The organism is Actinacidiphila bryophytorum (assembly GCF_016916835.1).
Classification (GTDB): domain Bacteria; phylum Actinomycetota; class Actinomycetes; order Streptomycetales; family Streptomycetaceae; genus Actinacidiphila; species Actinacidiphila bryophytorum.
The window spans coordinates 154,822-168,477 of the sequence record NZ_JAFFIX010000011.1 but is presented as its reverse complement, the minus strand read 5'-3'; the positions used below and the strand labels follow the sequence as shown (position 1 = coordinate 168,477).

Annotated in this window: 10 protein-coding genes and 1 tRNA gene; 8 read left to right on the top strand and 3 right to left on the bottom strand. The window is 74.0% G+C overall.

What is annotated here, in order from left to right; genetic code table 11:
• Positions 1 to 292: 292 nt before the first annotated feature.
• Together JT723_RS18435 and JT723_RS18430 are read left to right on the top strand one after the other, a co-directional pair.
• A complete protein-coding gene (locus JT723_RS18435) occupies positions 293 to 3,301 on the top strand; it encodes a beta-galactosidase (RefSeq protein WP_205045765.1) in 3,009 nt (1,002 codons plus the stop codon).
• A 138-nt stretch (positions 3,302 to 3,439) separates the two neighbouring features.
• A complete protein-coding gene (locus JT723_RS18430; protein ID WP_205045764.1) occupies positions 3,440 to 4,441 on the top strand; it encodes a serine/threonine-protein kinase in 1,002 nt (333 codons plus the stop codon).
• Between the two features lie 99 nt (positions 4,442 to 4,540).
• On the opposite strand, the gene fahA is transcribed toward JT723_RS18430, so the two are convergent.
• On the bottom strand, positions 4,541 to 5,773 hold the full coding sequence (gene fahA / locus JT723_RS18425) for a fumarylacetoacetase (RefSeq protein WP_205045763.1): 1,233 nt from the start codon (positions 5,771 to 5,773) through the stop codon (positions 4,541 to 4,543).
• 173 nt (positions 5,774 to 5,946) lie between these two features.
• On the opposite strand from fahA, the gene JT723_RS18420 reads away from it, so the two are divergent.
• The 3 genes from JT723_RS18420 (at position 5,947) to JT723_RS18410 (ending at position 10,360) form a co-directional block, all read left to right on the top strand.
• Positions 5,947 to 7,425, top strand: coding sequence for an SDR family NAD(P)-dependent oxidoreductase (locus JT723_RS18420; RefSeq protein ID WP_205045762.1), 1,479 nt, complete (start codon positions 5,947 to 5,949; stop codon positions 7,423 to 7,425).
• A 105-nt stretch (positions 7,426 to 7,530) separates the two neighbouring features.
• Positions 7,531 to 9,279, top strand: a complete 1,749-nt coding sequence (locus JT723_RS18415; protein WP_205045761.1) for a multicopper oxidase family protein — start codon at positions 7,531 to 7,533, stop codon at positions 9,277 to 9,279.
• A 58-nt stretch (positions 9,280 to 9,337) separates the two neighbouring features.
• Complete coding sequence (locus JT723_RS18410) at positions 9,338 to 10,360, top strand: zinc-dependent alcohol dehydrogenase family protein (protein ID WP_205045760.1); 1,023 nt, start codon at positions 9,338 to 9,340, stop codon at positions 10,358 to 10,360.
• A 60-nt stretch (positions 10,361 to 10,420) separates the two neighbouring features.
• Here JT723_RS18410 and JT723_RS18405 read toward each other — a convergent pair.
• A tRNA-Leu gene (locus JT723_RS18405) sits at positions 10,421 to 10,508 on the bottom strand.
• 188 nt (positions 10,509 to 10,696) lie between these two features.
• Here JT723_RS18405 and JT723_RS18400 point away from each other — a divergent pair.
• The 3 genes from JT723_RS18400 to JT723_RS36155 all read left to right on the top strand — a co-directional run bounded on the left by JT723_RS18400 (position 10,697) and on the right by JT723_RS36155 (position 13,411).
• A complete protein-coding gene (locus JT723_RS18400) occupies positions 10,697 to 12,046 on the top strand; it encodes a M20/M25/M40 family metallo-hydrolase (protein WP_205045759.1) in 1,350 nt (449 codons plus the stop codon).
• A gap of 148 nt (positions 12,047 to 12,194) precedes the next feature.
• Positions 12,195 to 12,428 (top strand): chaplin ChpH, encoded by a 234-nt coding sequence (gene chpH / locus JT723_RS18395; RefSeq protein WP_205045758.1) that lies wholly within the window; start codon positions 12,195 to 12,197, stop codon positions 12,426 to 12,428.
• Between the two features lie 128 nt (positions 12,429 to 12,556).
• On the top strand, positions 12,557 to 13,411 hold the full coding sequence (locus JT723_RS36155) for a chaplin (RefSeq protein WP_205045757.1): 855 nt from the start codon (positions 12,557 to 12,559) through the stop codon (positions 13,409 to 13,411).
• A gap of 16 nt (positions 13,412 to 13,427) precedes the next feature.
• Here JT723_RS36155 and JT723_RS18385 read toward each other — a convergent pair whose 3' ends face one another.
• On the bottom strand, positions 13,428 to 13,616 hold the full coding sequence (locus JT723_RS18385) for a DUF5703 family protein (protein WP_205045756.1): 189 nt from the start codon (positions 13,614 to 13,616) through the stop codon (positions 13,428 to 13,430).
• Positions 13,617 to 13,656: the final 40 nt, after the last annotated feature.

Here is a 13,656-nt window from a genome sequence, read left to right as displayed (position 1 = left end):
CGGCGGATGCAAGGGTGCTCCGCCGGGGGCACGCGCGTACGCGGTGGCGGCCGCGGTCCGCCGGAGTGCCCACGGGCGCCGGTGGCGCGCGCCGGGGCGCACCGGCGCCGCGGTACCCCGTCTGAAACTGTTCAATTGTGTGCGCCCAGGATGAGTGGTTGTGTGCGAACTCTTGCATGTGGGTCGTCCCAAGGCTAGGTTTCCGGCTCGTTAAGACGTTTCAAGCGCTGTGCAGCCCCTGATGTCCCCGCACGCCCCCGCCTCCGCCGCTCCCTGCCGAAGGGAAACCTCCGTGGACCTGTCCCGCCGCGCCTTCTCCGCCCTGACCGGGTCGGCCGCCGCCGCGCTGGCCCTGCCGTCCGTCGCGCACGCCGCCGAGCCCGGCGCCGCCTCTCCGGCCGGCACCGCACCGTCCCCCGCCGCAGGCGGCCCCGGGCAGGGCACCGCCCACACCGTGTCCTTCGACCGCTACTCGCTGCTCGTCGACGGGCAGCGGGTGCCGATCTGGTCGGGCGAGTTCCACCCCTTCCGGCTGCCCAGCCCCTCGCTGTGGCTCGACGTCCTGCACAAGATGAAGGCCAACGGCTACAACGCCGTCAGCATCTACGTCTCCTGGAACTTCCACTCCCCGGCCCCCGGCGTCTACGACTTCACCGGCGTCCGCGACCTGGACCGCTTCCTCGACCTGGCCGCAGAAGCCGGGCTCTACGTCATCGCCAGGCCCGGCCCCTACATCAACGCCGAGGTGGACGGTGGAGGCTACCCCGGCTGGCTGGCCGTCACCCCGGGCCGCGCCCGCACCAGCGACCCGGCCTACCTCGCCCACGCCGACGAGTACCTCACCGCGGTGAACGCGGTCATCGGCCGGCACCTGTACACCAAGGGCCAGGGCACCGTGGTGCTCTACCAGTTGGAGAACGAGTACGCGTCCTTCGTCACCAGCGCCACCGGCAAGGACTACATGGCCCACCTCTACGCCAAGGTGCGCGCCGACGGCATCGACGTACCGCTCTTCCACAACGACAAGGGCCGCAACGGCTACTGGGTCCCCGGCGGCTTCGACACCGGCGGCGAACAGGGCCGCTACCTCTACGCCTTCGACGGCTACCCGTCGCCGTCCAGCACCCCGCCCGACTGGGGCTACTTCGGCACCGGCGGCGCCAAGGGCGGCTCCACCGCCAGCCCCGACACCCCCGGATTCACCGCGGAGTTCGGCGGCGGCTGGTTCGACCCGTGGGGCGGCGCGGAGTTCGGCGGCCTCGGCTACGGCGAGTCCCGCAGGACCCGCGACGCGGCCTTCGAGCGGCGCTTCTACCTCACCAACCTCGCCAACGGCATCAAGGTCCACAACGTCTACATGACCTTCGGCGGCACCTCGTGGGGCTGGCTGCCCGCCCCGGTCGTCTACACCTCCTACGACTACGGCGCCGCCATCGACGAGGCCCGCAACCAGACGTCCAAGCTGCTGCCGATGCGGCAGATCGGCGCCATGCTCGCCACCTTCCCCGACCTGGCGGAACTGGACCGGGCCGAGGACACCGCGGCCGTCGGCGCGACCCTGCGCGTCTACCACCTGGCCAACCCCGAGCGCGGCTCCCACCTGTACTTCCTGCGCAACGACAGTACGCAGCCGGCCGTCTGCACCCTGCCGGTCAGCACCGCGGCAGGCGCACTCACCGTCCCGGCCGCCCCCGGCGGCATGCAGGTGGCGGGCAAGGACATGAAGGTCGTCGCCACCAACCTCTCGCTCGGCCGCAGGGCACTGCTCTACACCACCGCCCAGCCGATGTGGCGGGCCTCCGGCGACACCCAGGACATCGCCCTGCTCACCGGCAGGCCCGGCGACCCCGTCGAGACCGTTCTGCTCTGCCGTACCCGCCCCACCGTCACGGTCACGGCGGGCAGCGCGCAGACGGCCTACGACGCCGAGGCCGGCACCCTGCGCGTCAACGCCGTCCTCGACGGCCTCACGCGCATCCGCGTCCAGGGCGGCGGCAGCGACACCCCGCTGCTGCTGCTCCTCGCCGACGACACCGCCGCCGCCACCCTGTGGACCCGCGACACCGCGGAAGGCCCGGTGCTGGTCAGCGGCCCCGCACTGCTGCGTACCGCCGAAGTCCACGGTGTGAACCTGCAGTTGACCGGCGACACCGCGGAGCCCGCGCCGCTCGAGGTGTGGGCGCCCGGCCGGGTCGAGCACCTGGACTGGAACGGGCACCGCGTCAGCGCCCGCGCCACCCGCGACGGCAGCCTCGCCGCCGACCGCCCGCTGCCGGGACCCGGCTCCGTACGGCTGCCCGCCCTCACCGGCTGGCGGTACGCGGCCGAGAACCCCGAGAGCGAGCCCGGCTACGACGACCGCACATGGCGGGTCTGCGGCCTGACGTCCTCGGCGAGTTCCACGGCGGTGCCCGCGGGCCAGCCCGCCGTGCTCTTCGCCGACGACTACGGCTTCCACTACGGCGACGTCTGGTACCGCACCACCGTCGAGGGCGCCGCAGACCCGCAGGACCTCCGACTCACCTACCAGGGCGGCACCCTGGGCCTGCTGATGGCCTGGTGGGACGGCCGGCCGCTCGGCACCCACCGGCTGCCCACCCCCACCAAGGCGCAGGACACGGTGGCCAGCTGGACCGGCACCGCGCAGTTCACCGTGCCCGACGACCTGCGGGGCGACGGCCCGCACACCCTCGCCGTCCTGGTCAGGCCGATGGCCCACGCCGAGGACGGCGGCGCCAACGACGCGTTCAAGGCCGCCCGCGGCCTGCTCGCGGCGACCCTCGACGGCGCCGCACCGGCCGCCTGGCGCATCCAGGGCGCGACCGGCACCGAGGACCCGGTGCGCGGGCCGCTCAACTGCGGCGGCCTGCACGGCGAACGCGAGGGCTGGCACCTGCCGGGCCTGCCGGACCGCGGGTGGACCCCGGTCGCGCTGCCGCACACCGACACCCGGCAGGGCGTCGCCTGGTACCGCACCGACTTCACCCTGGACGTCGACCGCGGCACCGACGCCTCGATCGGCCTGACCCTCACCGACGACCCGGCCCGCGCCTACCGGGTGCAGATCTTCCTCAACGGCTGGAACCTCGGCCAGTACGCCAACGACGTCGGCCCGCAGCACACCTTCGTGCTGCCGAACGGCATCCTGCGCACCGGCGGCTCCAACACCCTGGCGCTCGCCGTCCTCAGCGACGGCAGCACCCCGGCGGGCCTGCCCGCGCCCGCCCTGACCCTGCTCGGCGCCGCCGCGGGCGGCGTCCGGGTGGAGGACGTCCCCTCGCCCGGCTACCGCCGCCGGTAGCCGCCCCGGGGGGACGGACCGCGGCCCGGTACCCGGTGGGGGGTGCCGGGCCGCACGGCGTCCGCGTCGTGTTGCGGGCGGGCGCGACCCTTGGTGGAATTTCAGCCGGGGCGCACGGCCACCGACGGAAGGACCAGCATGGCGGGCGACATCGCCACACCCGGCATCGCCAATCCCGAGACCGCAAATCCCGAGACCGCCGACACGCAGATCGCCAACCCGGACTTCGCGGAGCCCGGCGTCGGACCCGCACCGAAGCACAAGGCCTTCACCACCAAGAACCCCGACGGCATCCCCGGCTGGGAGGTCACCCAGGACGCCGTCCGGCTCGTCGCCCTGGCCCCCGGCGACCGTCCCGCCGGCAGCTCCGCGGTCCAGGCCCTGCGGCTCGGGGGCGAGGACACCCAGTCGGGCGCCGTCAGCCAGACCGTGCCGACCACCGCGGGCCGCAGGACCGCCATCAGCTGGATGGAGTCACCCGACATCGCGGACCCGGCGGACCGCGGGTCCGCCGAGCCGGCGCCGGCCGAGCAGGAGTACATGGTGCTGGTCCGCCCCGTCGAGTCGGCCAAGGGGCCGGGGGTGACGAAGGAGGCCTTCGTGCCGGCCGGGGCGGCGGGGCCTGCCTGGTCCCGGCGCTGCGTGGAGTTCATCCCGACGGGCTCGAACGTGACGGTGGAGTTCACCGCCGCACGCGCCGGCGCCCTGGCGCCGCTGATCACCGGCCTCACCCTGACCGCGGGCGGCGCCCCGCCGCCGCAGCCCGTCGCCCTGTACGGCACGGCGACCGGCAGCCCGGTCACGGCGGAGCCGGGCGGCACCGTCCGGCTGACCTTCGCCGTCGGCAGCCGGGCGGCCGACGCCGTACCCGGCGAGAAGGTCACCGCGGCCCTGCGCCCGCAGCCGCCGCTCGCCCCGGCCGCCGGCAGCCCTGGCACCGTGGCCTTCGCGGGCAGCGTGCTCACCGCGGGCGGGCCGCCGCAGGAGGGCGTCTTCGAGGTGACCGTCCCGCCCGGCACCGCCCCCGGCGTCTACCAGGCCGTGGCCGACCTCGCCCACGACGGGGCACCGCTCGCCCACGGCACGCTGGCCTGGGACGTCGAGGTGGTCCACGCCGAGGCAGCCGTCGAACCGGCGTAGCCGCCGGCCGGCATCCCGGCCCGCCCCGGGTGTCGTACCCGGGACGGACCGGGCCGGCTGTCATGCGCGGGCACGCTGTCAGTCCCCGGGCCTCGTGAGTCAGTCGCGGGCCGGCTCGACCCGGCCCGCGACCTCGCCGAGGCCCACCCGCACCCCGCCGGGACCCGGCGCGGACCCGGTGATGACGACCTCGTCGCCGTCCTCCAGGAAGGCCCGCGTGCTGCCGTCGGGCAGTGCGACCGGCCGCTGCCCGCCGTGCGTCAGCTCGATCAGCGCGCCCACGCTGTCCGGCTCCGGGCCGCTGACGGTGCCCGAGGCGAAGAGGTCCCCCGGCCGCAGGCTCGCCCCGTTCACCGTCATGTGCGCCAGCATCTGCGCGTACGTCCAGTACATCGCCGCGAAGGGCGGCCGGGAGACCGTGTGCCCGTTGAGCCGCAGCTCCATGGCGATGTCCAGGCCGCGCGGCGGGGCGGCGGCGTCGTCCAGATAGGGCAGCAGCGGGGTGTCGCGCGGCGGCGGGGCCGTCCGCGCGTGCGCCAGCGCGTCCAGCGGCACCACCCACGGCGACACGGACGTCGCGAAGGACTTCCCGAGGAAGGGACCCAGCGGCACGTACTCCCAGGCCTGTACGTCGCGCGCCGACCAGTCGTTGAGCAGGCACACCCCGAAGACGTGCTCGTCGGCGCCGTCCATCGCGACCCGCGACCCGCGCCCGGTGGCCCCGCCCACCACGAAGCCCAGCTCCGCCTCGACGTCCAGCCGCAGCGACGGGCCGTACGAGGGGGCGTCCTCGCCCCCCGCCCTGCGCTGCCCGCAGGGCCGCACCACGGGGGAGCCCGACACCACGACGGTGCCGGCCCTGCCGTGGTAGCCGATCGGCAGGTGCTTCCAGTTCGGGGTCAGCGGGTCGGCGCCTGCCCGGAAGATCCGGCCGACGTTCACCGCATGGTGCTCGGAGGCGTAGAAGTCGACGTAGTCGGCGACCTCGAAGGGCAGGTCGAGCGCGACGTCCGCGAGCGGCACCAGCAGCGGCCCGACCGCCGCCCGGTGCTGCTCGCCGGTCAGCCACTCGGTCAGCGCGGCCCGCACCCGGGTCCAGGCCGGGCGGCCCGCGGCCAGCAGCGGGTTCAGCAGCGGCGCCGACAGCAGCCCGGAGACCTCCGCGGGCGCCCCGACCGCCCGGGCCGCGGCTCCCGCGTCGAGCACCCGGCCGCCGAAGCGGACCCCGATCCGCGGCTGCGGCCGGCCGGCGGTGCGGAAGACCCCGTAGGGCAGGTTGTGCACCCCGAAAGGGTCGTCGTACGGCACGGCGAAGGGGCTGTCGGTGCTCAACGGACCTCCAGGGCGGGGCGGCGCGGCCGCCCCGAGACTACCGGCCTGCCGCCCGCCGCCGGGTTTGGAGCTGCCAGCAGGTCAAACGTAAAGTTCGCCCCAGGACCCGGGGGAGTGCCCGGGTTGCCCCAGGACCCGCGAGGACCCGGGCCGACAGGGAGAGCAGCGGCGGCATGACGGCGACAACACAGGACTTCCACGACCTCGGACCCGGGGAGGACGCGCCCGGCATCGACCCGGCACGCCTCCAGGTCTGCCTGGCCGTGCTCGCCGAACTCGACGGCCTGCCCGTCGACCACCCCGACGCCATCGCCGTCCGCCGCGCCACCGCGGGCATCTACCGTACGGTCAAGCAGCGCCGCCGCCAGGAGCGCAGGGCCGCCAAGACCGCCAACGACAAGGCCGTCACCGAGGCCACCGCGACCGGCGCCGCCGACCGCATCGACGACGAGACGCTCGGCATCCAGCTGACCACCTCGGTCACCACCGAGATCGCCGGCATCCTGGAGCGCCCCCGCTCCTGCTACGTCTGCAAGACCCGCTACGTCGAGGTCGACGCCTTCTACCACCAGCTGTGCCAGGACTGCGCCCGCGAGAACCGCGTCCGCCGCGACGCCCGCACCGACCTGACCGGGCGGCGCGCCCTGCTCACCGGCGGGCGGGCCAAGATCGGCATGTACATCGCGCTGCGGCTGCTGCGCGACGGCGCGCACACCACGATCACCACCCGCTTCCCGAACGACGCCGTCCGCCGCTTCAAGGCGATGCCGGACAGCGACCAGTGGATACACCGGCTCAAGGTCGTCGGCATCGACCTGCGCGACCCGGCGCAGGTGGTGGCCCTGGCCGACTCCGTCGCCGCGGACGGCCCGCTGGACATCCTGATCAACAACGCCGCCCAGACCGTCCGCCGCTCGCCTGCCGCCTACCGCGAGCTGGTCGCCGCCGAGGGCGCACCGCTGCCGGCCGGCGAGCTGCCCGCCACCGAGGTCTTCGGTGCCTACGGCAGCGGCGCCAGGACCGCCGCCGCACTGCCCGCGCCCCGCGGCGAGGTGCTCACCGCCCAGGACGTCACCGACCTGGCCCTGGTCAGCGGCTCCGCCTCGCTCGCCAGGATCGAGGCCGGCACCGCCATCGACGCCGGCGGTCTGGTACCGGACCTCGACCCGTCCAACACCTGGGTCCAGACCGTCGGCGAGGTCGACCCCGTCGAGCTGCTCGAAGTCCAGCTGTGCAATGTGACCGCGCCCTTCGTGCTGGTCAGCAGGCTGCGCCCGGCGATGGCCGCGGCGGCCGCCCGCCGCAAGTACGTCGTGAACGTCTCCGCCATGGAGGGCCAGTTCTCCCGCGGCTACAAGGGCGCGGGACACCCGCACACCAACATGGCCAAGGCCGCCCTCAACATGCTCACCCGCACCAGCGCGCAGGAAATGCTGGAGACCGACGGCATCCTGATGACCGCGGTGGACACCGGCTGGATCACCGACGAGCGCCCGCACCCCGACAAGATCCGGCTCGCCGCCGAGGGCTTCCACGCGCCCCTCGACCTCGTGGACGGCGCCGCGCGGGTCTACGACCCGATCGTCCGCGGCGAGCAGGGCGAGGACCTCTACGGCTGCTTCCTCAAGGACTACGCACCCGCCGCCTGGTGACATCCCCGGCGGGGGAGGCGGCGATGTCCGACACGGGTGGAAATCGTTGACGATGCGTCATATGGATGCTTATCGTCAAGCGCGTCCTACCCCAGAGGAGCCCGTATGCCGCACGGTCCGTCCCGTCGCTCACTCCTCACCGCCGGAGGCGTCGGCCTCGGCGCCGCCGCCCTCGGCGCGTTCGGCGCCCCCAGGCCCCAGCAGGCGGACGCGGCGGCCTCGCTCACCTTCGCCTCCCCGCAGCTGACGCCTTACGTGGACGAGCTGCCGGTGGCCCCCGTGCTGACGGGCGACCGCACGATCACCACGGCCGCGTCCACCCACCGCTTCCACCGGGACCTGGGCGTCGCGAAGACCTGGTCCTACGGCGGGCAGCCGTACCAGGGGCCGACCATCGAGGCGCACCGCGGCGAACCGCTCACGCTGACCTTCAGCAATGCCATCGACGGCGGCCACCTCTTCGCCGCCGACGTCGATCCGACCCTGCAGGGCGCATCCGAGCTGGACCGCACGCAGCCGCGGACCACGGTGCACATCCACGGCGCCGTCACCCCGCCGGAGGCCGACGGGCACCCCGAGGACACCGTCAGGCCGGGCGGCACCATGACCTACCGCCACCCGAACGGGCAGGACGCGGCCCACCTCTGGTACCACGACCACGCCATGGGCATCACCCGGCTCAACGCGGTGGCGGGCCTGGCCGGCACCTACCTGCTGCGCGACGAGTACGACACCGGCACCGCGGCCAACCGGCTCGGGCTGCCGAGCGGCGAGTTCGAGGTGCCGCTGACGCTCGCCGACCGCCGCTTCCTCGCCGACGGCTCGCTGAACTTCCGCACCGCCCGCGAGGTGCCGCAGGGGCACTGGGAAGGCGGCATGTTCGGCGACCTGATGACCGTCAACGGCATCGTGTCGCCCTATCTGAAGGTCGCCCGCGGCTTCTACCGCTTCCGGGTGCTCAACGCCTCCAACGCCCGCGGCTACCGGCTGTTCTTCAGCAACCAGATGCCCTTCTGGGTGGTCGGCACCGACGGCGGCCTGCTGGACGCCCCCGCCCGCACCACCTCCGTGCGCCTGGCACCCGGCGAACGCCTCGACCTTGTCGTGGACTTCGGCTCGCTCGCCGCCGGCGACCACGTCGACCTGACCAACGACCAGCAGGAGTCACCCGAGGTCGTCGCCGCCACCGCGGTCGTGCCGACCGCCGACATCCTGCGCTTCGTCGGCACCGGGGCACGCGGCTTCACCACCCCGCCGCCCACCGTCCTGCGCGGCGCCGCAGGCCTGCCCGCGGCCCTGCCCGCGCTGCCCGCCGCAGGCACCCTGCCGCGCCGGATCGTCACCCTCACCCCCGCGACCGCCCCCGGCTGGCCGCCCGCCGGGATGATGATGAACAACCTGCGCTACGGCGACGGGCCGGTCCTCACCCCGCGGCAGGGCACAGCCGAGGTGTGGGAGTTCGTCAACGCCTCCTCCGAGCCGCACCCCATGCACCTGCACCTGGTGCACATGCGCATCCTGGACCGCCAGGTCTTCGACGCCGCCGCCTACCGCAAGGCCAACCCGCGCCCGGAACCCGGCACCGCCTGGTCGCCGTCCCCCGACGCCCACCTGCTGGGCACCGCCCAGCCGCCGCAGGCGTGGGAAGCGGGCGTCAAGGACACCGTCGGCTGCCCGCCCGGCATGGTCACCCGGGTCCTCGTGCGCTTCCCCGCCGCCGCCGAGCTGGGCTTCGACCCCGACGCGTCCTTCGCCGCCATGGACGGCATGCGGCTGCGCGGCTACGTCTGGCACTGCCACATCCTCGACCACGAGGACGACTGCATGATGGCCCGCTACCGCATCGGCACCTGAGCCCGCCGCCCTCCCGCGGGCGATTGCCGGGGCCGCGCCCCGGTCCCATGCTGGAGGTATGGCGATCGACGGTACTTCGCAGGCAGGCGGCTGGGCGGTCGGCACACCGGGGCCGGCCGAGGGCGGCCCCCTGGTGCGGGTCGACCGGCAGGCCGGCGACCCCGGCCCCGGCGAACTGCTGGTCGAGGTCGAGGCGTGCGGGGTCTGCCGCACCGACCTGCACCTGGCCGAGGGCGACCTGACCCCGCACCGCCCGGCCACCGTCCCCGGGCACGAGATCGTCGGCCGGGTGCTGGCCGTGGGCCAGGGCGTGACGGGCCACGCACCAGGCGACCGGGTGGGCGGCGCCTGGCTGCGCGGCACCTGCGGGACCTGCCGGTACTGCCTGTTCGGCCGGGAGAACCTGTGCCCGTACTCCCGCTACACCGGGTGGGACGCCGACGGCGGCTTCGCCGAGCGCACCCTGCTGCCCGCCGACTACGTCTACCCGCTGCCCCCCGACGCCGACCCGGCCCAGCTCGCACCGCTGCTGTGCGCGGGCATCATCGGCTACCGCGCCCTGCGCCGCAGCGACCTCCCCGCGGGCGGCCGGCTCGGCCTCTACGGCTTCGGCGGGTCCGCCCACCTGGCCGCCCAGGTCGCCCTGGCCGAGGGCGCCACCGTCCACGTACTGACCCGCTCGCCCGCCGCCCGCGACCTGGCCCTCTCCCTGGGCGCCGCCTCGGCGGGCGACGCCTACGACGCACCGCCCGAGCCCCTCGACGCCGCCGTGCTCTTCGCCCCGGTCGGCGACCTGGTCCCGGTGGCCCTCGCCGCCCTGGACCGCGGCGGCACCCTCGCGGTGGCCGGTATCCACCTCACCGACATCCCGCCGCTGAACTACCAGCGCCACCTCTTCCAGGAGCGCACCCTGCGCAGCGTCACGTCCAACACCCGGCAGGACGGCGCCGACTTCCTGTCCACCGCCGCCCGCATCGCCCTGCGCGCGACGGTCACCCCCTACCCCCTCGACGCGGCCCCCCGCGCCCTCGCCGACCTCGCCGCCGACCGGGTCAACGGCGCCGCGGTACTGCTGCCCTGAGGTGCCCTCGCGGGGACGGCGGGAAACGCAAAAAATCCCTGCCTGAGCAGGGATTTCCGCTGGTGTCCGAGGGGGGACTTGAACCCCCACGCCCGATAAAGGGCACTAGCACCTCAAGCTAGCGCGTCTGCCATTCCGCCACCCGGACGGGTGTGACGACACGGCCTCGCGGCCGTGGCGACGGGGTAAACCATAGCAAAGATCGGGAGGTGCCGATCACCGCGCTGCGGGGGTGCGGGGCGGGTGATCCTTGGGGGTCGCGGGGGGTGCGGGGCAGGATGGGGGAGGCATCCGGCGCGTGCGGCGGGCGGGTGGGCTACGAGGAGGAGAGACAGCGTGAGCGAGTCCAGGCCTGGCAGTGCGGACGGCGGAGCGGGCAGCGGGGGTGTCAGGGGCGAGGACGAGGTCGTCGACCTGTGCAGCGAGCTGATCAGGATCGACAGCAGCAACTACGGGGACCACTCGGGTCCGGGGGAGCGGGCGGCGGCCGAGTACGTGGCGGAGAAGCTCGCCGAGGTGGGCCTCGAACCGCAGATCTTCGAGTCGCACCCGGGCCGGGCCTCGGTGGTGGCCAGGGTCGAGGGCGTGGACCGGTCCCGGCCGGGGCTGCTCATCCACGGGCACACCGACGTCGTCCCGGCCAACGCCGACGACTGGACCGTGCACCCCTTCTCCGGCGAGGTCGCCGACGGGTGCGTGTGGGGCCGGGGCGCGGTCGACATGAAGGACATGGACGCGATGACGCTGGCGGTGATCCGCGACCGGCTGCGCAGCGGCCGCAAGCCGCCGCGCGACATCGTGCTCGCCTTCCTCGCCGACGAGGAGGCCGGCGGCACCTTCGGCGCCAAGCACCTGGTCGCCGAGCACCCCGACCTCTTCGAGGGCGTGACCGAGGGGATCGGCGAGGTCGGCGGCTTCTCCTTCACCGTCAACGACGACCTGCGGCTGTACCTGATCGAGACCGCGGAGAAGGGCATGCACTGGATGCGGCTCACCGTGGACGGCACCGCCGGCCACGGGTCGATGACCAACAAGGACAACGCCATCACCGAGCTGTGCGAGGCCGTCGGCCGGCTCGGCAGGCACGAGTTCCCGGTCCGGGTCACCAAGTCCGTGCGCGGCTTCCTCGACGAGCTGTCCGACGCCCTGGGCACCGAACTCGACCCGGAGGACATGGAGTCGACGCTGGCCAAGCTCGGCGGCATCGCCAAGATGATCGGCACCACGCTGCGCAACTCGGCCGCGCCCACGATGCTCGGCGCCGGCTACAAGGTCAACGTCATCCCCGGCCAGGCCACCGCCCATGTCGACGGCCGCTTCCTGCCCGGCTACGAGGACGAGTTCCTGGCCGACCTCGACCGCATCCTCGGGCCGCGCGTCAAGCGCGAGTCCCTGCACACCGACAAGGCGGTCGAGACCGACTTCGACGGCGCCCTCGTCGACGCGATGCAGCGCGCCCTGGTCGCCGAGGACCCGGGCGCGCGGGCGGTGCCGTACATGCTCTCCGGCGGCACCGACGCCAAGTCCTTCGACGACCTCGGCATCCGCTGCTTCGGCTTCGCCCCGCTGCGGCTGCCGCCCGAGCTGGACTTCGCCGGGATGTTCCACGGCGTGGACGAGCGGGTGCCGGTCGACGGCCTGCGCTTCGGCGTCCGGGTGCTGGACCGCTTCATCGAACACAGCTGACCGGTCGCCCGTGTGTACCCGTACCGGTGGTCTGCTTCGCCGGTACGAGTGAATGCCCCGATGCTTTCGTAGCTCTATTCCCCGGGAGGTCGTTACGACGGTGTGGTCCGCAGGCTGGGGCCGCACTTGTCCATGAGGAGGAAAGAGAATGATCAAGAAGGTCGTCGCCGCTGCGGTCGCCACCGGCGGTCTCGTGCTCGCAGGTGCGGGCATGGCTGCCGCCGACTCCGGTGCCCAGGGCGCCGCGGTGCAGTCCCCCGGTGTGCTGTCTGGCAACCTGATCCAGATCCCCGTGCACATCCCGGTGAACGTCTGCGGAAACACGGTCTCCGTGATCGGGCTGCTCAACCCTGCCTTCGGCAACGCCTGCGCCAACAACTGATCCCGGCCGGCCGCGCCACCGGGCGCGGCCGTGCCGGATCGGCCCCGGAAACGCAGTCCGCTGCGCTTCCGGGGCCGCTCGCCATTCCAGGGGAAGTCCCTGGAAGCTGCGGAAGGTTAGGGGAAGCAATGCGACAGGTCGCAACCAAGGGCCTGCTCACCGTGGTCGCCACCGGCGGGGTGATCGCCGCGACCGGCGGTCTCGCGCACGCCGACGCGGGCGCGTACGGCGCGGCCGCCGGCTCGCCGGGCGTGCTGGCCGGCAACGCGGTCCAGGTCCCGGTGCACGTGCCGGTCAACGCGTGCGGCAACACCGTCGACGTGGTGGGCCTGCTGAACCCGGTGTTCGGCAACCACTGCGCCAACGTCTCCGCCCACCCGGGCGGCGGCGGCTCCACCGCCCACGGCGGCACCCACGGCTCACCGGGCGTCGGCTCGGGCAACACCGTGCAGGCACCGGTGGACGTGCCGGTCAACGTGTGCGGCAACAGCGCCTCGGTCGTGGGCGCGCTCAACGCGGTCTTCGGCAACGACTGCGCGAACACCGACACCCCGCCCGGCAACCCGGGCAACCCGGGTACGCCCGGCAACCCGGGCACCCCCGGTACACCCGGCACCCCCGGCAACCCGGGTACGCCTGGGAACCCGGGCACCCCCGGCAACCCCGGTACACCCGGTACGCCCGGAAACCCGGGCACCCCCGGCAACCCCGGTACACCCGGTACGCCCGGAAACCCGGGCACCCCCGGCAACCCCGGTACCACCGGCAACCCAGGTACGCCCGGAAACCCGGGCACTCCCGGGACCCCCGGAAATCCCGGCACCCCGGACACCCCCGTGTCCGACCGCACCCCGGCGGTGCCCGGCACCGGGACCCTGGCGCACACCGGCGCCGACGGCATGGCCCTCAGCGCCTTCGCCGCCGGAGCGCTGCTGCTCGGCGGCGCCCTGCTCTACCGCCGCGGGCGCGGCGAACAGGGCTGAACCGGAGCGGGTCACCTCACCAGGTGGCCCGCACCTGACGGATGATCCGGCGCCGCAGGCGCACGCGTCTGCTCCCGTCGGGATAGAGGCGGAGCCGGTCGACCTCCCAGTGCCCGTACTCCGCCTCGTCGGTCAGCAACCGTGCCGCGTCCTTGCGGGAGACCCCACGCGGCACGTACATCTCTCTGAATTCGTATTCCGGCATCGCATCTATTGTGCAAGCAACGCCCCGGTGCGGATAGCGT

Coding starts and splice junctions, on each gene's coding strand:
- JT723_RS18430 (WP_205045764.1), top strand. CDS start 3,440: ATGGCGGGCGACATCGCCACACCCGGCATCGCCAATCCCGAGACCGCA.
- JT723_RS18420 (WP_205045762.1), top strand. CDS start 5,947: ATGACGGCGACAACACAGGACTTCCACGACCTCGGACCCGGGGAGGAC.
- JT723_RS18415 (WP_205045761.1), top strand. CDS start 7,531: ATGCCGCACGGTCCGTCCCGTCGCTCACTCCTCACCGCCGGAGGCGTC.
- JT723_RS18410 (WP_205045760.1), top strand. CDS start 9,338: ATGGCGATCGACGGTACTTCGCAGGCAGGCGGCTGGGCGGTCGGCACA.
- chpH (WP_205045758.1), top strand. CDS start 12,195: ATGATCAAGAAGGTCGTCGCCGCTGCGGTCGCCACCGGCGGTCTCGTG.
- JT723_RS36155 (WP_205045757.1), top strand. CDS start 12,557: ATGCGACAGGTCGCAACCAAGGGCCTGCTCACCGTGGTCGCCACCGGC.
- JT723_RS18385 (WP_205045756.1), bottom strand. CDS start 13,616: ATGCCGGAATACGAATTCAGAGAGATGTACGTGCCGCGTGGGGTCTCC.